Below are 20,010 nucleotides of genomic sequence, written 5' to 3' on the forward strand. Positions count from 1 at the left end.
CATGCACAATTACTAATTCTACCAAAAAGCAGAAACCAGTAAAGGAACGCCCTATGTATAAATGTGAAAAGAGTGTGTCTTTTGAAATAAAAAAACGACCGGCTCTGAAACAGTGATCAAAAGTTTCATCCGGTCGTTTGTTGTCAATAAAGGTCAAACCTTGAAGCAGCTTCCGCCCACAAATTCTCTGCAGATGGAGTTCCTCGGAAGGAATGAACTGTCTACGCTCACAAAGTAGTCCAGGAACTTAAGAAGTCTTTTGGCCTCGTAATACTCAGGCTCATCCTTGCCGATGTTGAAAAGAAGCGGTTCTGCGTATTGCTTGATGATGGCCAGCTCATATATCTGAGCTGAGTTGAACATCTCATCCGCCTCCTCCTGGAACGGGAAGATATTGGCTTCCTCACCTGCCCTTACCGAAGCCCACATACTGATGGTCTTCTTGGCAGATGCGCCACGGGTTCTTGCATCCCTGACCATTCTTCGAAGGAGTCTTCCGTCCGTAGTTGCAATACGGTTATGGTTGTCAATGTTGAGTGTTGTTAATGCGCTGATGTAGATTTTAAACTTGGACTCTGCGGGAAGTGCATAGCTCATCTTCTCATTAAGTCCGTGTATTCCCTCAATTACAAGGACATCGTTCTTGCCAAGCTGGAGGAAATCACCGTTCATCTCGCGCTTGCCCGTTACAAAATTAAACTCAGGCATCTCGACTCTCTCGCCCTTAAGCAGTCTTGTCATGTCCTGATTGAAGCGCTCCACATCAAGAGCTTCAAGGCACTCAAAATTATAGCTTCCGTCTTCGTTAAGAGGTGTATCCTCCCTGTTTACGAAGTAGTTATCAAGGCTGATGGGGTGCGGAGTAAGTCCGTAGGTCCGAAGCTGAATTGAAAGCCTGTTGGCAAAGCTTGTCTTACCTGAAGAACTGGGCCCTGCTATCATTACGAACTTGACATCGACTCTCTGGAATATCTTCCTGGCGATATCTGCGATCCTGCTCTCCTGAAGGGCTTCGTTAACCAGGATCATCTCGTTTATCCTGCCCTCGCAGATCATGTTGTTCAGGTCACCGACATTCTCAATTCCCATCATAGCTCCCCAGTCAGTTGAGAGAGACATGGTATTAAAGAGCTTCTCTCTGGGCTCTGAAAGTACGAGTTTCTCAGGCGCAGCCTTGGTAGGAAGAGTCAGCATCATTCCGTCGTGATATTTATCAAGCTGGAACAGCTCAACATATGAAGTGTTGGGCAGCATGTATCCGTAATAATAATCATAGAAGTCACCGAGTCTGTAGATATTGATCTCAGAACTTCTTCTGTATTTAAGTAGGGAAACCTTGTCATCCATGCCCTGCTTTTTAAACAGCTCTATGGCATCATCAAGGGGATATACCTTCTTAACTACAGGCAATGCTTCTGCAGCTATCTCTTTCATTCTGTCAGAAACTTTTTTTACAAATTCATCTGTAACAGGAATACCTCTCAAGGTGCAGTAGATACCGTTGCCAAGCGCAAACTCAACCTTGGTTGGAGATTTCTTCTTGGTGCCGGCCACATCATTTATTGCCTTTAAGAGCATCATTACCGCAGTTCGTCTCATGGTCTTAAAGCCGATTGTGTCCGCAAACGTCACAAAAGTCAGATCGCCGTCTTTTTTCAGAGTCTTCATAAGCTCACGGATCTTGCCGTTAAATATGACACAGGCTATCCTGTGATCATAATCCTTCTGAAAATCCTTGGCGATCTCCTCAAAGGTAGTTCCTTTATCGTATTCTTTTTGAATTCCGTTAACAGTAATAATAGGCATATTCTCACCTCTCAGTTTTGAATTTTAGTCAAAAAGTGTAAGAACAGCACTTATTATATCCAGGCTGTTTTTAACCTCCAGATATCTCTCCGGGTGTTCTTTTTCACTCAGTCCCTGAAGGATGGCGAGATCAACTTCCTGTCCGTGAAGAAGGAAGTCTCTTAGCAGAGGATCTCTTCTTAAAATATTGTGCTCTCCGTAGAGATTGCAGGCTTTAAGCGCCATTTCGCGGTCGCACACTCCGGTCAAAAGAGCTATCGCTTCCTCAAGATCAGAAAATGAACCGCTGACTCCGTCCCTAGGGACCACTTTCATTGGGAAGTAGTATTTGCCCTCGTCCAGGATGATGCGTTCATCAATTATGACAAAGCCCTTGTCCCTTAAGTACTCTCTGAACAGACATATATCGGACTGGGGTTGAAGTACTGCTGTCCTGATTCCAAGAGCAGCAATATCCTTCTTATCAAGGATGCTTATCATGAGCTTGCCGCCCATGCCTGCGATCACAAGTGAGTCCGCTTCGCCTTCAGAAAGCTCTGTCAGTCCGTCCGAGAGCCTTACCTTGATCTCCCCGGTCAGAGCATAATCTTTTATATTATTCTCCGCCATGGCAAGGGGTCCCTTGCGGACATCCATAGCAATGGCGGAATCAGATATCCCATTTTGAACAAGATAGATTGATACGTAGCCGTGGTCGCATCCCACATCGGCAGTGCATTTATGGGAAGTATCTCCCTTTAACATGTCTGCCACTGTCCGAAGACGCAGGGACATCCTTGATGCTACATCATCAAAAGTTCTCTCATCATTCATATCAGTCAAGATAATCCTTGAGCTTGCGGCTTCTGCTCGGATGACGGAGCTTTCTCAGAGCCTTGGCCTCAATCTGACGGATACGCTCACGGGTTACGTTGAACTCTTTTCCTACCTCTTCAAGAGTTCTTGCTCTTCCGTCATCAAGACCGAATCTGAGTCTTAATACCTTCTGCTCACGCTCTGTAAGAGTATCCAGGACCTCAACAAGCTGCTCCTTGAGAAGTGTAAATGCTGCTGCATCTGCAGGTACAGGAACATTGTCGTCCTGAATGAAATCACCGAGATGTGAATCTTCCTCTTCACCGATAGGTGTCTCTAAGGATACAGGCTCCTGAGAGATCTTAAGGATCTCACGAACACGCTCTACAGGAAGGTTCATCTCTTTTGCAACCTCCTCGGGAAGCGGCTCACGGCCGAGCTCCTGAAGGAGCTGTCTGCTTACACGGATGAGCTTATTAATGGTCTCAACCATGTGAACAGGAATACGGATAGTTCTGGCCTGATCGGCAATAGCTCTTGTGATGGCCTGTCTGATCCACCATGTAGCATATGTTGAGAACTTGAATCCCTTTCTGAAGTCGAACTTCTCAACAGCCTTGATAAGACCAAGGTTACCTTCCTGGATAAGATCAAGGAAGAGCATTCCTCTTCCGACATATCTCTTGGCAATACTTACAACAAGTCTGAGGTTGGCCTCTGCAAGACGCTTCTTGGCCTCATCTCCCTCGTAAATAATCTGGTTAAGCTCTTTTTTCTTGGCATCTGAAAGCTTGTTCTTGCCCTCATCCTCTGCAAGAGTCTTCTCAGCTTCAAGACCTGCCTCCATAGCTTTGGCAAGATCAATCTCCTGCTCTGCTGTAAGAAGCGGAACCTTACCAATCTCCTTGAGGTACATTCTTACAGGATCCTCGATGCTGATTCCGTCAGGAACAGAGAGATCGATATTCTCCATATCAACCTCATCCTCTTCTGAGATGATCATGTCATCGTCATCGGGAAGGTCATCTACATCATCAGACACACGAAGAACGTCGATTCCGGAATTCTCCAGAACCTCAAGCACGTTATCAAGCTGCTCCTCGTTAAGTCCCATGTCTGCGAAGAAGTCACTGATCTCTGCATACTCAAGAACATTTTTCTTTTTCTTGGCAAGAGCAAGGATTTCTTTTATCTTCTGGGAAAAGAGCTCCTTGGTAGCTTCATCAAGTTCGCCGTCAGCAGATGCATTGACTTCAGGCTCAGCAGCCTTAGCTGCCTTCTTGCTCACCTTGGTCTCCTTGACGGCTTCCTCTGCTGCTGCCTTTTTAGAAGTCTTCTTAGCAGGTGCTTCCTTGGGAGAAGCTTCCTTTTTGGCCTTTGTTTCCTTCTTGGCAGGAGCTTCTTTTGCAGCTGCCACTTTCTTGGCAGGTGCTTCCTTTGCAGCTGTCTCCTTCTTGGCAGGTGTCTCTTTCTTAGCAGCCTCCTTCTTGGCAGGTGCTTCCTTTTTGGCAGGAGCTTCCTTCTTGGCAATCTTGGTTGCTGCTGCCTTAGTCTTCTTCTCTGTTTCCTTAGCGGTCTCTTTCTTAGTTGCCATTTTATTCATCCTTTTCTATAGATTTTTTCATTTCAGTCATCCGGGGAAATGTCGGCGTGTGCCAGCTTCTCCAGATCTTTTTTGCCCTGGATGGTCTTCATAAGATATTGCGGATCATCCGGTGACAAAAGCTTTTTTTGTCTCTCGTATCCCGCCTGTTTGACGGCGTAGATAATGTCGTGAAAAGCTTTGCGTCTCTGATCAGGTGTCTCAATATCCACAAGATTGGTGTTGAACATTTCGGCTACCTGCCGGTGTTGTTCTTCGTCTGTAAACCTGTCAATGACTGCTGCCGGTGAAAAGTTTCCGCTCTCCATACCGGCGAAAAGCTCTTTTGCAACGCTTCTGTATAGATCATCTGAGAAATCCTCAGGCGTTACCCATTTGGTTATCTTGGGGAGAATCCCCGGTTCATCTGTAAGCCAGGTAAGAAGGAGTCTCTGGTTCTTCCTTGCTCCGTCTTCGGGAGTCTTCTTGACAGCGGTTCCGGATTTAGGTTTACCCTCTGCTCTTACCGTCACTCCCTTGGCAGCAGTTGCTGTCACAAGCCTCCTGAGATCATCCACTGCTATGCCGTATCTGGCAGCTGTTGCCTCGATATAATTCTCTCTCTCAACAGCTTCTTCAAACTCACAGAGCATCCCGGCAAGCTTCCTGTGGAACTCGGTCTTGGAAACCGGGTCTGACATGTCATGTCGCGCCTCTTCCACTCTTGCCTCAAAGAAGAAGGGATTCTCTGCCTTCCTGATCCTCTCTTCGAAAGCCTCTTTTCCAAGATTCTTGATGAACTCATCCGGATCCTTGTAGGGACGAAGGTCAAGAACCTTGCCCTTTAGTCCGACTTCCTTGAGAATACCGATTCCTCGGAGAGCCGCCTTGGTTCCGGCCTCATCACTATCGTATGAGAGCACCACCGTGTCGGTGTACCTCTTCAGTATCATGGCCTGTCCCATGGTAAATGCGGTTCCCAGGGATGCAACTGCCATATCAAAGCCAGCCTGATGCATGGCTATGACATCCATATATCCTTCGCAGATTATCATGTAACCTGCTCTTGAACTCTTGGCATAATTAAGGCCAAAGAGGTTACGGCTCTTATCAAATATGGCTGTCTCCGGAGAGTTTAAGTACTTGGGTTTGCCATCTCCCATAACTCTTCCGCCAAAGCCTATTACCTTGCCCTGAGCATCGGATATCGGAAACATCACTCTGTTCCAGAATTTATCATGTGTTCCGCGCTGCTCATCAAAGGAAGCAAGTCCCGCCTCAATTATCAAAGAATCCTCAAATCCCATCTGGCGAAGGTACTTAACCAGATCGTCAGAGGTTACATTGGCGTAACCCAGGCCAAAGTGCTTCATGGTGTCATCTGAAAGCTCTCTTCCTCTGAAGTACTCCATGCCCTTCTCACCGCTCTTAGACCTCAGATTCCTGTAATAATACTTGGCAGCTTCTCTGTTGATATCAAGGAGCATCTGCCTCTTATCTCTCATAGCCCTTGCCTGAGGAGAATTGTCCTCCTCCGGGAGCTTGACTCCTGCTCTTTCAGCAAGCTGCGTCAGGGCTTCCGTAAATGTTAAATTGTCATATTTCATCAAAAAGCTGATCACGTTGCCACCGGCTCCGCAGCCAAAGCAGTGAAATATCTGCTTGCTCTGTGATACGGAAAAAGAACCGGATTTCTCATTGTGGAAGGGGCAGAGACCAAAATAATTGGCGCCCTTCTTTTGAAGATGGACGTACTGTCCAACCACATCCACTATGTCATTGCGCGATCTGACTTCCTCAATGATCTCGTCTGAATATCGCAATTTGTTTTCCCCACTTTATGCTGTAACTAAAGAATGCCTGTTGTAACGAAGTTACAATACTGCCCAGGACTTAGGAACGAATACCTCCTCAAAGATTGAAACCGCATATCTGTCAGTCATAGAACTCACATAATCGCAGACAATCCTCTCTCCCGTAGCTTCTCCCTTGTCCCTGATATTCCTGAGGTATTCCGGCAAAAGATCCTGATGACCAATGTAATACTCGTAGAGGAATTTGATCATATCCTCAACCTTACCTTCCTGGCCCTTGGCTACAGGATTGGTATAAACCCTGTCAAACATGAATCTGCGGAGCTTGTGAAAAGCATCATATACCTCATCAGACATTCTGATGTCATCTTTGTCCATACTGGTGGCTATTATGTCGTGTATAAAGGTATCCAGCCACTCACCGTTGGTATGGCCTATTACTCTGGCCAGTTCCTCAGGCACATCACTCTCAGTGATGATACCTCCTCGTATAGCATCGTCCATATCGTGATGCATGTATGCAATCTTATCCGAAAGACGTACTACCTTGCCCTCTAATGTACCGGGAGTAAGTTCCATCTCATGGTTTATGATGCCGTCTCTGACTTCCCATGTAAGATTAAGTCCCTTGCCATAGTTTTCAAGCTTCTCAACTATGCGAAGGCTCTGCTCATTGTGTTTAAAGCCTTCAGAGCACACAGCATTAAGCGCCCTCTCGCCGGCATGTCCAAAGGGGGTATGTCCGAGATCATGTCCCAGAGCTATGGCCTCTGCCAGATCCTCATTGAGCATAAGAGCCTTGGCAATGGTCCTCGCATTCTGAGATACCTCAAGAGTATGAGTCATTCTCGTCCTGTAGTGATCTCCGTCAGGCGACAAAAATACCTGGGTCTTGTCCTTGAGCCTTCTGAACGACTTGGAATAAAGTATCCTGTCACGGTCTCTCTGGAAGCAAGGCCTTATGTCGCAATCCTTTTCTTCTTTTTCACGTCCCTTGGAATTCATGCTGAGAGTAGCATGCTTACTTAAGATCCTGGTCTCTCTGTCTTCAAGTTTTTCGCGAATTTTCAATGCTGTTCTTCTTTCCGGATTTTTGATTTATGAGGTCCGTCACGAAAAAAAGACCCCACATCAGTAATATTCGACGTGGGATCTCAAAATCCTTTTTTCTAAAATTAAATTTTTTAAAATTTAGTGCTTATTATCTGTTCCACTCGCCAAGGCGGCCGGTATACTGGTCATTTATCCATTTCACAGCCTCCTCCAGTCCCTCCTGTGAAACCTCAAAGTTCTCACTGGTCATAAGAGACGGGTCAGTCTTGCCATAGGCGTTCGGCTCAGGCCATACGGTAGCCATAAGGGTTGCAGGACCTCTCTGGTCAACCGGGGTAAACTTGACATTTTCAAGAGGTTCCCTGGCCAGACGGTATCTCATGCCCTTGTGGCTTCCAAAATATGCCTCTCCGTATTCATAATGGCTCAGATTAAAAAATGATGATAATTCTATTTCCATTTTATGTATCAGACCTCAAGCTTGCCTGTATCGATGTTGTTGACAACGTAGTATGCAGCATTATCAGCAGGCTTGATATAGACCTGAATCTCCTTTATATCCTTCTGGCTGTGGCCTTTTGAGATGTAATCAGCTTTGGCTCTGTCCACAATATCTCTGGTCCTTACTTCGTAGTTGCCGTACTGAACAAAAATCTCTTCCTTGCAGGTAAAACGTGCAGCCACATTTGCAGCAGCATCTGTTGCCTTTTTGGATTGTTTTCTGGCCTGATCAATTATGGGCTCTGCCTTCTGTGAAACTTCTCTCGCCAGCTCTTTTATCTTATCTTCCGCTTTCCTATTGGCCATATTGGTGCCTCCCGGTCTTTTATCTGAATCTGCTAAAGAAATTAGCCATCGGTCCCACTGTATCCTGAAGATCCTTGATCGCAGCGTTGAGACCGTCAAAATCAACACTTGAAAGATTAGTGACAGCCTCGGTAAGCTTCTCATCATTGTCATCCACAAGCTTGTTCAGATTCTTGCTTGCAGAAGTGATCTCGGAAACCATGACTTCAACATCTCCGATAGCAGCCTCTGCGTCAACAGCAACCTTGTTGATACTATTGAGCGTATTTAAGACCTGCGGAACTACCGTGAGCGCAGTCACCAGCACAACCAGGAACATCGCAACCACGGCCATGGCTGATATTCTCTGCCAGAAGAGGTGCTTCTTGTCAACTTTCAGCATCTCAGCATTCCCGTTTACGGTAATCTCTGCGTTTGGTGTCGCTACATTAGCGTTTACATTAGTTTCTTCCATAACCCCTCCTTGTTAAAAGAAATCTAAACTAAGTATACACCTTTTTAGCCCCTTATCAGTCAAGGGATTTGTGATATTCCTGCAGTGAACTGATATTGCCGGCACCGTTCTCTTTTACCTGACGAACGCCCTCAGCTGCGGCTTTGGCAGCGGCAACCGTGGTGATATAAGGAATCCTTGCCTTGATGGCAGCTCTTCTAAGGTATCCGTCGTCATGCTGAGTGTACTTGCCGATAGGAGAGTTGATGACGAGCTGAACATCGCCGTTTTTGATGATGTCCTCTACGTTTGGTCTTCCGCCTTCATAGTTCTTGTTTATCCTTGTAGCCTCAATTCCGGCTTCTATGATTGTCTCGTAAGTCTTGCCTGTTGCGTAGATCTTAAAGCCTTCCTCTGCAAAGCTCTTTGCGATGCTTGCTGCCTCAGGTTTATCCTCTCTGTTCAGTGAGATAAGTACTGCGCCGCTAAGAGGAAGTGCTCCGCCTGCTGCCTCATATGCCTTAAAGAAAGCTTCTCCGGGTGTCTTGGCAAGACCAAGTACCTCACCTGTTGACCTCATCTCAGGTCCGAGAACAGGATCAACCTCAGGGAACATATTGAACGGGAAAACAGCCTCTTTTACTCCGTAGTAAGGAGGCTCATCCTTCTTCTTGCTGTCGATAAGTCCCTGTACAGGTGAAGGTCTGCCTGTGAGCTGTGATGTGATGATATCTGTAGCAACAGGAACCATCTTGATTCCGCAAACCTTGGATACCAGCGGAACTGTACGTGATGCTCTCGGGTTGGCCTCAAGAACGTATACAGTGTCATCCTCGATGGCGTACTGCATGTTCATAAGACCTACAACGTTCATCTCAACAGCGATCTTTCTGGTGTATTCTTCAATGGTCTTAAGGTTCTTTTCCGAAATGTGCTTGGAAGGTATGATGCAGGCTGAATCACCTGAGTGAATTCCCGCAAGCTCAATGTGCTCCATAACCGCAGGAACAAAGGCTGCCTTGCCATCGCTTATAGCATCTGCCTCGCACTCAAGTGCATTGTGAAGGAATCTGTCTATGAGGATAGGTCTGTCAGGTGTAACACCTACAGCGGCCTTCATGTAGCCTTCCATAGAATCCTCATCCCTTACGATCTCCATTCCGCGTCCGCCAAGGACGAAGGAAGGACGAACCATAACGGGATATCCAATCCTTGCTGCAATCTCTTTGGCCTCATCTACGTTTGAAGCCATTCCGGACTCTGCCATAGGGATTCCGAGCTTGTCCATCATCATACGGAACTGGTCTCTGTCCTCAGCAAGATCGATTACTTCAGGTGTTGTTCCGAGGATATTTACGCCCTCTTCCTTGAGCTTGGCTGCAAGGTTAAGAGGTGTCTGTCCGCCAAACTGAGCGATTACGCCAAGAGGCTTTTCCTTGCGGTAGATCTGAAGTACATCCTCAAGAGTAAGTGGCTCAAAGTAGAGCTTATCTGATGTATCGTAGTCAGTTGATACTGTCTCAGGGTTGCAGTTTACGATTATCGTCTCAAAGCCGAGCTTCTTGAGCGCAAGAGATGCATGTACGCAGCAGTAATCGAACTCGATACCCTGACCGATCCTGTTAGGGCCTCCGCCCAGGATCATGATCTTCTTATTATCAGCGCCGTCTGAGAGCTTCATAGGATTCTCAAGTGCGCTTTCTTTCTGATAGGTTGAGTAGTAATAAGCACTTCCGTCGGTGCCGTATACGTGAACGCCGTCCCAGTTCTCTGTGAGGCCTGCGCCTTCTCTTCCTGCTCTGATGTCATCCTCGGATACAGAGAGAACCTTAGCCAGGTACTTATCTGAGAAGCCGTCTTCCTTGGCTTTAATAAGGTCTGCACTTTCCGGAACCTTACCGTTATATTTGGTCAAAAGAGCTGTCTCCTCATCCACAAGCTCTTTCATCTGGCTTACGAAGTACTCTTTAACTTTTGTAATGTCGCAGAGTTCCTCTACTGTAACGCCCTTCTTCATAGCTTCATACATAAGGAAGTATCTCTCTGAGGAAGCATCCTTAAGGCGTCTTAAAAGCTCTTTTACAGGCATCTCCTCAAACTTCAGTATGCAGCCAAGACCGAAGCGGTCCTTCTCAAGGGATCTGATGGCCTTCTGGAAGGCTTCCTTGAAGTTCTTACCGATGCTCATAACTTCTCCAACGGCTCTCATCTGGGTTCCCAGTTTATCCTCTACGCCGTGGAATTTCTCAAATGCCCAGCGGGCGAACTTAACAACCACATAATCGCCGTTCGGCACGTATTTATCAAGGGTTCCGAACTTGGAATCCGGAAGTTCCGAAAGAGTAAGACCTGTCGCAAGCTTGGCTGATACAAGAGCAATCGGGAAGCCTGTAGCTTTGCTGGCAAGAGCTGAAGAACGGGAAGTTCTGGGGTTGATCTCAATAACAACGATACGTCCTGTCTTGGGATCATGGGCAAACTGAACATTGGTACCACCGATAACTCCGATGTGCTCTACAATCTTATATGCCTGTCTCTGAAGCTCTTTCTGAAGATCCTCAGAAATTGTAAGCATCGGAGCTGTACAGAAGGAATCACCTGTGTGAACACCGACAGGGTCAACGTTTTCAATAAAGCATACTGTGATCATGTTGTTGTCCTTGTCACGGACAACCTCAAGCTCAAGTTCTTCCCATCCGAGGATTGACTCCTCAACAAGTACCTGATGGATGATGGATGCCTGAAGGCCACGTGAGCAGACTGTCTGAAGCTCTTCTTTATTATAGACAAGTCCGCCGCCTGCTCCGCCCATGGTATACGCAGGACGAAGTACAACCGGATATCCAAGCTCATCGGCTTCTGCGAGAGCTTCTTCTATGCTATAGCATGCCTTGGATCTTGCCATCTCAATACCAAGCATGTCCATTGTCTTTTTAAATTCTGTTCTGTCTTCGCCACGCTCAATAGCGTCAACCTGAACACCTATAACTTTTACGTTGAATTTGTCGAGAATACCGGCCTTATATAACTCAGAACATAGATTAAGGCCTGACTGACCACCAAGATTAGGTAGAAGAGCATCCGGCCTTTCTTTTTCAATAACTGCTGCAACACGGTCCACATTAAGAGGCTCAATATAAGTCTTATCAGCCATCTCCGGATCCGTCATGATAGTTGCGGGATTTGAATTAACGAGGACTATTTCATACCCCAGGCTCCTAAGTGCCTTGCATGCCTGCGTTCCGGAATAGTCAAACTCACACGCCTGTCCAATGACAATCGGTCCCGAGCCGATTATCAGTACCTTGTGTATATCAGTTCTCTGTGCCATGATCTTCCTCCCCTATTCGATTTCATTCTTATACATTCTATATTCCAAAGGGGATTAGCACAAGATGTAAATTTAAGGAATTTTTTAACGGGGACGCTCCCCCCTGTGAAACAAAAAAGCCCCAAGGCTTAATGCCTTGGGGTTTTCATTTCAAATGCGGAAGAAGGGACTTGAACCCTCATGTTGTTGCCAACACATGGACCTGAACCATGCGCGTCTGCCATTCCGCCACTTCCGCAAGCGACAAAAATAATGATACCTATTTTGGCGCTCCATGTCAAGAGTCAATGGGGAGTGTTCTCTTTGACTGTCCTGTCGTTACCGGATCGGCGATCGATACCGCTTTTTGCATAATACTCGGCCTTTGATTTATACATCAGATCATCAGCCTTCTTCTCAAGTCCTGTGATATCCAGATCTTGAAATTCAGCATGTGACGCGAAGCCAATGGATATCGACAGCGAATCTGAATACTCTCCGCGCCATTTACTTACATAGCTCTCAATATCCGCTTTAACAGCCCCGGGATCGGTCGTGTGCAGGATCGCTGCAAATTCATCACCACCAATTCGGTATACCTTGCCCTTGCTTGCAATGCCCAGCAAAAGACATTCTGCCGCGCCCTTTATCAGTTCATCGCCGCCAATATGTCCCTTGGTATCGTTAACTCTCTTAAGACCGTTTACATCGGCAGACAGAATAACAAAATCCTTCTCAAGCTCTTTTCCATAATATTCAGCAAGATCTTCCTCATAACTGCGGCGGTTAAAGAGCCTTGTAAGTTCATCTGTCATAGCTATTCTGACAAGGCGCTCTTCACGCTTTTTCTCTTCATCAACATTTCGCGTGGTAAAGACAACCTGAGTGGGAACGCCGTTTTCATCTACTTCCACAGGAATGTACTGAGCTCTGAACCAGCCGGCTACCACATCAATGAAATCATCACTGAGAAGTCTTTTGCCGATAAGCCTCTCCCTGACGGTACTGATATCAGTGAATTCAATAAAACTCGGAAGCTGGTCCGGCATCACTCTCTCCCTGATCTTCGTGCTCATCATGGTATGAGTCTGGTTCTCTTCTATTCTGTGCTTAATATGTTCCTTGTCCCTGACGGACATCTCTGTACGGTCTGTAAAATCGATCAGGTTAACCTTGTCGTAAATATCAGCGATAGACTGAAGGATATTGATCTTATCCTGAATCTCAGAATCCTTGGATTTTGCAAGTCTTATGGTAGCCTCAGAAGTTCTCCTCAGATAATGATAGCGCATGCCCATACCGATAACCGAGACCAGTACAAGTATATGGAAGTTAATAATATTTATCCCGGCTCCTTTATCAATGTTATAAAGAAGCACATACAGTATTCCATATGAAGTAATGGTCAGAATCGTGCTGATCCATGGCTTTACAATGATAAAGCACACAAGCATGATCTCAACCGCATAGAAAGTCAGTATCTGCTCTCCCTCTGCATATTTCCGGTTTGAAGACCATATTGACCATAAGGACATAAGCATAAAGTAAAACATATTGAAAAGCACAACCTGAAGATGATTCAGTGGTGGCTTTTTCAGCATATGTTTTGAAAGCAAATACGCACACAGACATGTGCCAACGCAAAATGATACGCTGGCTACACTGGTCCATTCATTCTCCCCAAAGCTTTTTCTGGACAGAATAAAGATGAGCAATGTTATAGACTCAAAAATGGCCACAATAAGAGAGATGCGTTTAAGAGTTCTAACGCAGCTTTCATCCATCAGGTCTCTTACCTCGTTATCAACAACCGGAAAAAAATATCTCTTTATCGCATTTAACATTTCGCCACCTTTTTGGGAAGTCAATGGGTGTCAAGGTCCAAAAGGGTTATATCCCGATTCTTTTCTCTCTCTCTTGTTTTCATACATGAGCTTATCTGCTCGTTGCAGCACTTCGTTGACTGTATTGTCTTTGTCCGGATCAAAAACTGCAAAGCCCTTTGATACGCATACATATTCCCACGGCTCTGTGGCGGCGGATGCATTGGTTGTCTCAGCAGCTATATCGAACTGCTTACTAAGAATTTCCATGTTAAGATAATCATCCTTCCTCAAAATTACAGCGAATTCATCTCCGCCGATTCTGAACACAGGGCTGTGTTTGAACACATTACTGATGGTATTGCATGCTGTATTAAGATATACATCCCCTTTGTCATGTCCGTACTTGTCATTGATTATTTTCAGGCTGTCACAATCAAAGGCTCCAATGGCAAACTCAGGTTTTTCGGATCCGTAATCTATCTGTTCCTGCAGCTCTTTTGCCATCTTCTCGAAGGCTCCCTTGTTTCTTACATGAGTCAGTGCATCAACAAACACCTGCTCATTCAGGTCGCTGATGTGAGCCTCCATGTTATCCGAAAGCTTTTTAAAAGACCTTGTAAGTCTGCCAAGCTCATCGTCCCCGTCATAAGGAAGATCTGCGTCATAGTTTCCCTTCTCTATTCTCTCGGTTGCCTCAGTCAGCTGCTCAAGTGGTCTTGTTATGCGCTTGGTATATAGCATAAGAAACAGGCTCGCCATCACCAGCACAAGCACAGCACCTAAAGAAATGTTCTGCACAAGTCCGACCCATTCCCCCTTCGTCTCCGATTCAGGAACGGAAACAATAAGACGCATACCGTTACTCAGTGGAAGCCAGACTGCCTCTTTTTTCTCACCGTTATAATCATACCTGACAAAAGAGTTCTCTCCTTCCATGCTGAAAGGTATCTCATATTCATTGCCCGAAGAGGTATCCGTCACGTCTATATGCGGATGGTAAAAGAGCTTTCCATCAGCGCCGCTAAGGAAAGCATATCCGTTATCGTAAAACTGTATGCTGTCAACTTCCTCAGCCATTGTAGTGTAGTCAACCTCAATGCCTACAACACCGATAAACTCTCCCTTATAATACACAGGAGCATCATAGGATATAACGCGCACATCCAGATTGTCAGTGATATATGGAGGAAGCCAGATGGATTTCCCTTCATGCTTGGGAACAGTAAACCACACCAGCTTTGATGTATCGTTTACGTCGTATTGTGTGATATCGGTAACTTCGTGCTCTTCAAAACCGTCTCCTGTAAGGTTTATGTACCAGAAACCTTTCTCTTTTGTGGAGATGGTCGGATCTATACGATAATAATATGTAAGAACGCCTTTGGTCTCGGATGCCATCATGCCAAAATAATTTCTGGCACGCTCCATATGGTTTCTCAACTGCTCATCACTTGTACCTTCCAGGTCCTCCTCAACAAAGGCAGCAACTCTTTCTACCGAATTCTGAACACTGTCAAAATAATAATCAAGGCTCTGCTCGCCATTCTTGCACAACATAAGAAGAAGCTGATCAGTCTTACGACTCTCAGTCCTTCTTATAAAGATCGCACTGAGCAGCGTAGTAAACAAAAGAGCCACAAAAATTACGCAGAGCATTGTAACAGTTATTCTTGTTCTTAACGAACGCATTGATCCATCTCCTGAGCTGTCGCCCGCTTAGAATAGCCAAATATGTATAATATGCTAGATTAATTGTACAACACATAGACGGTTTTGCGTTCATTTTAGAAAAATATAACATTTAGAAGAAAAAAGGACCAACTCTTTCGAGTTGATCCTTTTGAGTCACCGGGGACGTTTCACTTTGACTCATATTTAAAGTTTCTTGACCGGTACAAGCTCTATGTACCCGCGCTCTCCGATAGGCTCAAGCTGAATTCTTGGGTTCATATCATCCCATTCATATCCGATAAACTCAGGATTATATTTCTTCTCAGCGTCCCATATTTCTCCGATAGCCTCCACATAATTATCCGGATCAAACGGTTCGCCTCTGAAAAGAAGATACGTTGAATCAGGTAGATCAATAGTCTCAAACCCTTCAGGAACTATGCCGGAGTAATCAGGCTCCACTTCTACTCCCTGAACGTATTCATTCGTTACCGGCTTTCTTAAGTGCTTTGGAAGCCACAAACATACCGGTTCTCCACTGATAGACTTGATGCTTGTTAACAATCCCCAAACATCGCATCCTACTTCTTCGCAATAAGACCAATATTCATCGGCCTTTATTCCACGCTTGATGATCACTTTTCTTGCAGGCTTTTCAATCACCTGGATAAAGACATTTCTGGTTTCGCTCATAGTATCTCTCTTCCTTTCTTTGACTTCCACAAGATAAGGAGTGAAAAGCCAGATCGGTACAGGGCTGGTCGAATACTCTTTGGGATTACAGCCAAATTCACGTCTGAAAGCCCTCTGATATCCATCCACACTTCCAAAGCCCATTTCCATCGCCACATCCAGAATCTGACAATTCTCATCACGCAGCTTGAGCGCTGACTTTGACAGTTTAAGGCGCCTTATATAAACTGCCGGTGTCATACCAAGGTGCTTTATGAAAATTTTTCTGGCATATGATGCTGAATACGAAATCTCTTTTGCGATAGTATCAATTGAAATGTCTTCATTGATATGGTCTTTGATGTAATCCTGCATCATGCGTACAACTTGTATTTGATGATCCATCGGCTTAACTCCTTATAAGTAAATAATAGCCGTGTTGCCTGAAACAATTCTCGACTATTTTTACCCTTTGCTACAAAGATTTCAAATTGAGTCACTGGGGAGTCACAAAATCTTCAATGTAAAAGAAAAAGGACCAACTCTTTTGAGTTGATCCTCTTCTTTCGTGCGGAAGATGGGACTTTATCCTACACCTTGCATGTTCACTGAGTTTCAATGCTCCTGTCATCATATTCGTCATCATTTTGCCCCATACATCATAAGCATTTATTATATATCTCTTAAAATACGATAAACCGAATCACATTTCACCGTCAACTGATATACTTTAATATGTAACCAAATAGTATTTATTCTATGCGAGGTCGTTATGAAATTTATTAGGTTTTCACTATTAACTTTGGTCGGCTTATTATTAGTTGGTTGTGGTTCAAATGTCAAAGAAAAAGAGCGAATCGATGCCTATTCTTATGCATCTTACGATGGTTATACCGCTTCGTCATCTGCTGATTATTCAGATACAGGAAAAAGAATATACATTGAAGGTACATTGTCTAAGTTTGATTTCTATACATTCGATAATATAGATTATTTAGTAGCCATCATTGATGAAGGTAATAATAAAAAATGGATGTGGAAGATAGGTCAAGCTGGTATTACTAGTGATGAAGCACTTACTAAATATATTGGAACAAAAGTAAGATGTTTTGGCACATATATGAAAAAGTATGACGATATACCAACAATAGAGATTGAAAAATATTCAAGCGACTATCTAATACAAGATTATAAGACAAGTGAAGCCATTTGCTCGAAAGCTGATTTGAAGCCATCAATAAAATATGTTCAAAATTGGTTTGCTGATAATGCTGATGAAGTAATCATGACTCAAGTTATCGATACCGACAAAACTCCCGGCGCATATTATAGTATCGGAATAATTGACAGCTCTGAATTTACAGATACAAAAGCAAGTTGTTATTTGTATCAAAAAGACAATAATTCATTCGAAAGGACATTTGTTCATAGTTCAAACGATGACGATTACCTAATAATTCCATACTCAGATTTTAAAGATTTAAAAGATGGAGATTCTATTAAACTTTACTTTATAGTTAATGAAAAGGGAATCGATCACTTGGTATATTGTGAGAAGTGTAAGATTGATTACAAACTAGATTTAGAAGAAACTCAATCTGAACAAATCTATCAAAATGATTTTGATTATGATGGAATTGGTACTGTAACATTTGAAGTAAATTACACCAAAGCTACCGATTCATATCAATTCACTTGTAATGTGAAAACAGGAAGCAGGAATCAGTTAACTGCTTCAGCGTTATATCTATATACCTTGTTTTCAAGTGAGCCTCGCATTGATACATACATCATTGCGGTAGAAAGCTCTGAAACCAATGAGCAATTTGGATTTATGCAACTTGATTCATTTGCTCAAAAGTATTGGAAAGATGCTAATGGTAATCTTGTGACGGATGCCCCTGATTGGTTTAATATAGACAATGTACCTGAATCAGAAGGAGGTCCAATAATATTGGGACTTGATGAAATATATAATCAAGTTGTTGCAGATTGCTTCAGATAATTTCTAAAAAAGGACAATAGCTTATTTGCTATTGTCCCTTTTCTTACAATGCAATATTCAACTTATTCATTGCCTTTTCTTTGGTATCATCGATAACGTGTCCGTACAGATTCATCGTCAGCCCAAAATCAGAATGCCCTAAAAGCTCTTGAAGTGTTCTAGGTTCAACGCCCTGTTCAATACAACGTGTGGCGAAAGTATCACGGAAAGCGTGAGCGGTAAACTTCTCAATTCCTGTGCGCTTACAGATTCTTCCAATCTCCCTATCTGCCGGAGTTGCCATAAGTAAACCTCTTTCAGGTGCTTTAAAAATCAAATCGTCAAAACCGCTTATATTTCCATCTAAAATATGGTTTACCTTGCGTTGATTCTCGATTATTTCAGAGATAGCACTATTTAACGGAATAGTCCTCTTTCCATGCCAAGTTTTAGTTTCTGTACCGATACAGTAAGAGCCATCTTCTTTTCTTGTGATAGTTCTTTGAATGTGAATAGCACCATCGTAGATATCACTATTCTTTAAAGCTCCAATTTCACCGATTCTCATTCCTGTTTGAATAGCCATCCTGAACACGTTGTAGTAAAAACTGTTCTGAGCGTTTTCAAAGAACAACCTTGTTTCATCAGGTGTTAAAGCTCTGTGAATCGTTTCCCTAGCTGCTACCTCTGTTTTCTTCAATGGTCTAACAGGACTACAAGGATTATAGCTGATATATTGTTCTCTTAACGCATCATGGAAGATATGCGATAGAAAACTAATCTTATCGTTAATCGTCTGTGATCTGATTTTTCTTTCCGCTAAAGCTCTTTGTATTGTTCTAATATCCTCTGCCTTTACTTCTGAAAGCCTATAATCCTTAAAAGCCTTTCCGTTTACCTGAATCATAGAAATTGTATTGTAGTGGCATTGCTGAGAACGTAGTGTAGCTTGTGTAACACTTCCTCTCCTGTTCTCCATCCATCTTTCAAAGAATTTTTCAATAGTTGGATTATCGTGATTTTCCTTGTTCTCTGCCAGTTCTAACTTCTTTTCGTATACCTTCTTCTCAAGTTCCTCTCTATCCCTAGCACGTACAAAGATTCTCTTTCCGTTAAACATGAATGATTTTTGAAGTCGTCCATCAGCACATAAATTCTTTTTCTTGTTCTTCTTTGCCATATTATCACTTCCTCTCATTCAGGAATTTAGCTTGTTCACTCAATGCCAATCCCATACTAAAGCCATAGATAAAGCCCTGTTTTTCACACATAATTCCAAAATCAAGTATTTTAGCTCTTATTTCATCCTTTACAGTTCCATCACATGTATTTATGTGAGAAAGGATTAAATCCTCTAAAACGGATGATTCTATATCAATTTCTTCAAAATCTGTCTTATCACTCTTAGCATTTAAGAAAGCATTGTATAGAGCGGTAATAACGCTTACATCATCAAATCTCATTGTTATAATTCCTTTCTTGAAATCAGCATGACAACCGCTATAATAAAATCAGATTGTGGTTATCATACTTGCTTGTGTGGTTAATCATTCATCTTGGGCGTAGGTGGTGCGAACACTTGCGCCCTTCTCTATGTTCTCCTTTCAATACCATTATACATTGTACAATGTATAATACAATGTACAATGTTTACAAATACACTGTACAGTGTTAGTATGTTTTTGTAAGTATCAATGAATACCTTGAAGGGAGCTATTTAGATGACATATAACGAAAAGAAAAAGGCATATAATCAGGAATATACAAAGAATCACTATAAGCGAATACCTCTTGATGTTCAGCTTAGTAAATACGAACAAATAAAGGCTGCTGCCGATTCATGCAATGAAAAGGTTAACGAGTTCATCAAGAAAGCTATTGATACCAGATTAGATAGTATGCCAAAGCATATTACAGTAGTAACCGAATCTGTAGAAACAAAGCCTATTGAAATTTCTGTCGTAAATGCTGATTCTAAGAAGTCAAAAAAGAAAAAGTGATTATCCCCCACGTAGGGCAGCACATCTTTGATAAATCATCAGGATGGAGATTTATACGTCCTAACACATGAACGTTGAAAAAACATTAGCTACGTGGGGAGTAATCTTCAAAAAACGGTATTACATTGAATCTGTACCCTGTAGCGAATCCATTTTAGGTCTACGCCCCATTCTATACTCCCACAAAGGGCATTTTGTTATATGGCATTCCCTAATTTCTATATTCTGTCCGTTTGTACAATCAATGCACTTTGCTC

Annotated in this window: 16 protein-coding genes and 1 tRNA gene; 2 read left to right on the top strand and 15 right to left on the bottom strand. The window is 43.5% G+C overall.

The features are described 5' to 3' along the window. Nucleotides 1–153: 153 nt before the first annotated feature. The 13 genes from G590_RS0102100 to G590_RS0102160 all read right to left on the bottom strand — a co-directional run bounded on the left by G590_RS0102100 (nt 154) and on the right by G590_RS0102160 (nt 16,174). On the bottom strand, nt 154–1,806 hold the full coding sequence (locus G590_RS0102100) for a nucleoside kinase (protein ID WP_022764020.1): 1,653 nt from the start codon (nt 1,804–1,806) through the stop codon (nt 154–156). Nucleotides 1,807–1,830: 24 nt separating this feature from the next. Continuing rightward, a complete protein-coding gene (locus G590_RS20305; protein WP_022764021.1) occupies nt 1,831–2,619 on the bottom strand; it encodes a tRNA (adenine(22)-N(1))-methyltransferase in 789 nt (262 codons plus the stop codon). Nucleotide 2,620: 1 nt separating this feature from the next. Beyond that, on the bottom strand, nt 2,621–3,793 hold the full coding sequence (rpoD, locus tag G590_RS0102110) for an RNA polymerase sigma factor RpoD (RefSeq protein WP_026493859.1): 1,173 nt from the start codon (nt 3,791–3,793) through the stop codon (nt 2,621–2,623). Between the two features lie 434 nt (nt 3,794–4,227). Next, nucleotides 4,228–6,006, bottom strand: a complete 1,779-nt coding sequence (dnaG, locus tag G590_RS0102115; RefSeq protein ID WP_022764023.1) for a DNA primase — start codon at nt 6,004–6,006, stop codon at nt 4,228–4,230. Between the two features lie 51 nt (nt 6,007–6,057). Beyond that, a complete protein-coding gene (locus tag G590_RS0102120) occupies nt 6,058–7,068 on the bottom strand; it encodes a deoxyguanosinetriphosphate triphosphohydrolase (protein WP_022764024.1) in 1,011 nt (336 codons plus the stop codon). A gap of 130 nt (nt 7,069–7,198) precedes the next feature. After that, nucleotides 7,199–7,510 (bottom strand): hypothetical protein, encoded by a 312-nt coding sequence (locus tag G590_RS0102125; protein ID WP_022764025.1) that lies wholly within the window; start codon nt 7,508–7,510, stop codon nt 7,199–7,201. Nucleotides 7,511–7,518: 8 nt separating this feature from the next. Beyond that, nucleotides 7,519–7,857, bottom strand: coding sequence for a DUF6465 family protein (locus tag G590_RS20310; RefSeq protein ID WP_022764026.1), 339 nt, complete (start codon nt 7,855–7,857; stop codon nt 7,519–7,521). A gap of 19 nt (nt 7,858–7,876) precedes the next feature. Next, nucleotides 7,877–8,311: a hypothetical protein gene (locus G590_RS0102135; protein WP_022764027.1), complete on the bottom strand. Its 435-nt coding sequence runs from the start codon at nt 8,309–8,311 to the stop codon at nt 7,877–7,879. A 55-nt stretch (nt 8,312–8,366) separates the two neighbouring features. Next, nucleotides 8,367–11,621: a carbamoyl-phosphate synthase large subunit gene (gene carB / locus G590_RS0102140; RefSeq protein ID WP_022764028.1), complete on the bottom strand. Its 3,255-nt coding sequence runs from the start codon at nt 11,619–11,621 to the stop codon at nt 8,367–8,369. Nucleotides 11,622–11,776: 155 nt separating this feature from the next. Then, nucleotides 11,777–11,859 (bottom strand) — tRNA-Leu (locus G590_RS0102145). A 46-nt stretch (nt 11,860–11,905) separates the two neighbouring features. After that, nucleotides 11,906–13,444, bottom strand: a complete 1,539-nt coding sequence (locus G590_RS20315) for a GGDEF domain-containing protein (RefSeq protein ID WP_022764029.1) — start codon at nt 13,442–13,444, stop codon at nt 11,906–11,908. Nucleotides 13,445–13,474: 30 nt separating this feature from the next. Further along, on the bottom strand, nt 13,475–15,115 hold the full coding sequence (locus G590_RS0102155) for a GGDEF domain-containing protein (RefSeq protein ID WP_022764030.1): 1,641 nt from the start codon (nt 15,113–15,115) through the stop codon (nt 13,475–13,477). A gap of 186 nt (nt 15,116–15,301) precedes the next feature. After that, nucleotides 15,302–16,174 carry an AraC family transcriptional regulator gene (locus G590_RS0102160; protein ID WP_022764031.1) on the bottom strand — a complete coding sequence of 291 codons (873 nt, stop codon included), beginning with the start codon at nt 16,172–16,174 and terminating at the stop codon, nt 15,302–15,304. Nucleotides 16,175–16,541: 367 nt separating this feature from the next. Between G590_RS0102160 and G590_RS0102165 the strand changes: the two genes are divergently transcribed. After that, a complete protein-coding gene (locus G590_RS0102165) occupies nt 16,542–17,774 on the top strand; it encodes a hypothetical protein (protein WP_022764032.1) in 1,233 nt (410 codons plus the stop codon). Between the two features lie 43 nt (nt 17,775–17,817). Here the strand turns inward: G590_RS0102165 and G590_RS20320 are convergent, their stop codons facing one another. Together G590_RS20320 and G590_RS0102175 are read right to left on the bottom strand one after the other, a co-directional pair. Beyond that, the gene (locus G590_RS20320; RefSeq protein ID WP_022764033.1) at nt 17,818–18,933 is read right to left on the bottom strand and encodes a tyrosine-type recombinase/integrase; all 1,116 of its coding nucleotides are present in this window, start codon (nt 18,931–18,933) and stop codon (nt 17,818–17,820) included. Between the two features lie 4 nt (nt 18,934–18,937). Next, nucleotides 18,938–19,216 carry a hypothetical protein gene (locus G590_RS0102175; protein WP_022764034.1) on the bottom strand — a complete coding sequence of 93 codons (279 nt, stop codon included), beginning with the start codon at nt 19,214–19,216 and terminating at the stop codon, nt 18,938–18,940. A gap of 258 nt (nt 19,217–19,474) precedes the next feature. Here G590_RS0102175 and G590_RS18105 point away from each other — a divergent pair, with 258 nt between their 5' ends. Next, on the top strand, nt 19,475–19,753 hold the full coding sequence (locus G590_RS18105) for a hypothetical protein (RefSeq protein ID WP_022764035.1): 279 nt from the start codon (nt 19,475–19,477) through the stop codon (nt 19,751–19,753). Nucleotides 19,754–20,010 lie beyond the last annotated feature (257 nt).

Origin of the sequence: Butyrivibrio sp. XPD2006, assembly GCF_000420865.1 — a bacterium.
In the GTDB taxonomy this organism is placed as follows: domain Bacteria; phylum Bacillota; class Clostridia; order Lachnospirales; family Lachnospiraceae; genus Butyrivibrio.

Bases quoted from the DNA above. Each gene is read 5' to 3' on its own strand.
- G590_RS0102100 (WP_022764020.1), bottom strand. From the start codon at position 1,806: ATGCCTATTATTACTGTTAACGGAATTCAAAAAGAATACGATAAAGGA.
- G590_RS20305 (WP_022764021.1), bottom strand. From the start codon at position 2,619: ATGAATGATGAGAGAACTTTTGATGATGTAGCATCAAGGATGTCCCTG.
- G590_RS0102125 (WP_022764025.1), bottom strand. From the start codon at position 7,510: ATGGAAATAGAATTATCATCATTTTTTAATCTGAGCCATTATGAATAC.
- G590_RS20310 (WP_022764026.1), bottom strand. From the start codon at position 7,857: ATGGCCAATAGGAAAGCGGAAGATAAGATAAAAGAGCTGGCGAGAGAA.
- G590_RS0102135 (WP_022764027.1), bottom strand. From the start codon at position 8,311: ATGGAAGAAACTAATGTAAACGCTAATGTAGCGACACCAAACGCAGAG.
- carB (WP_022764028.1), bottom strand. From the start codon at position 11,621: ATGGCACAGAGAACTGATATACACAAGGTACTGATAATCGGCTCGGGA.
- G590_RS20315 (WP_022764029.1), bottom strand. From the start codon at position 13,444: ATGTTAAATGCGATAAAGAGATATTTTTTTCCGGTTGTTGATAACGAG.
- G590_RS0102155 (WP_022764030.1), bottom strand. From the start codon at position 15,115: ATGCGTTCGTTAAGAACAAGAATAACTGTTACAATGCTCTGCGTAATT.
- G590_RS0102160 (WP_022764031.1), bottom strand. From the start codon at position 16,174: ATGGATCATCAAATACAAGTTGTACGCATGATGCAGGATTACATCAAA.
- G590_RS0102165 (WP_022764032.1), top strand. From the start codon at position 16,542: ATGAAATTTATTAGGTTTTCACTATTAACTTTGGTCGGCTTATTATTA.
- G590_RS20320 (WP_022764033.1), bottom strand. From the start codon at position 18,933: ATGGCAAAGAAGAACAAGAAAAAGAATTTATGTGCTGATGGACGACTT.
- G590_RS0102175 (WP_022764034.1), bottom strand. From the start codon at position 19,216: ATGAGATTTGATGATGTAAGCGTTATTACCGCTCTATACAATGCTTTC.
- G590_RS18105 (WP_022764035.1), top strand. From the start codon at position 19,475: ATGACATATAACGAAAAGAAAAAGGCATATAATCAGGAATATACAAAG.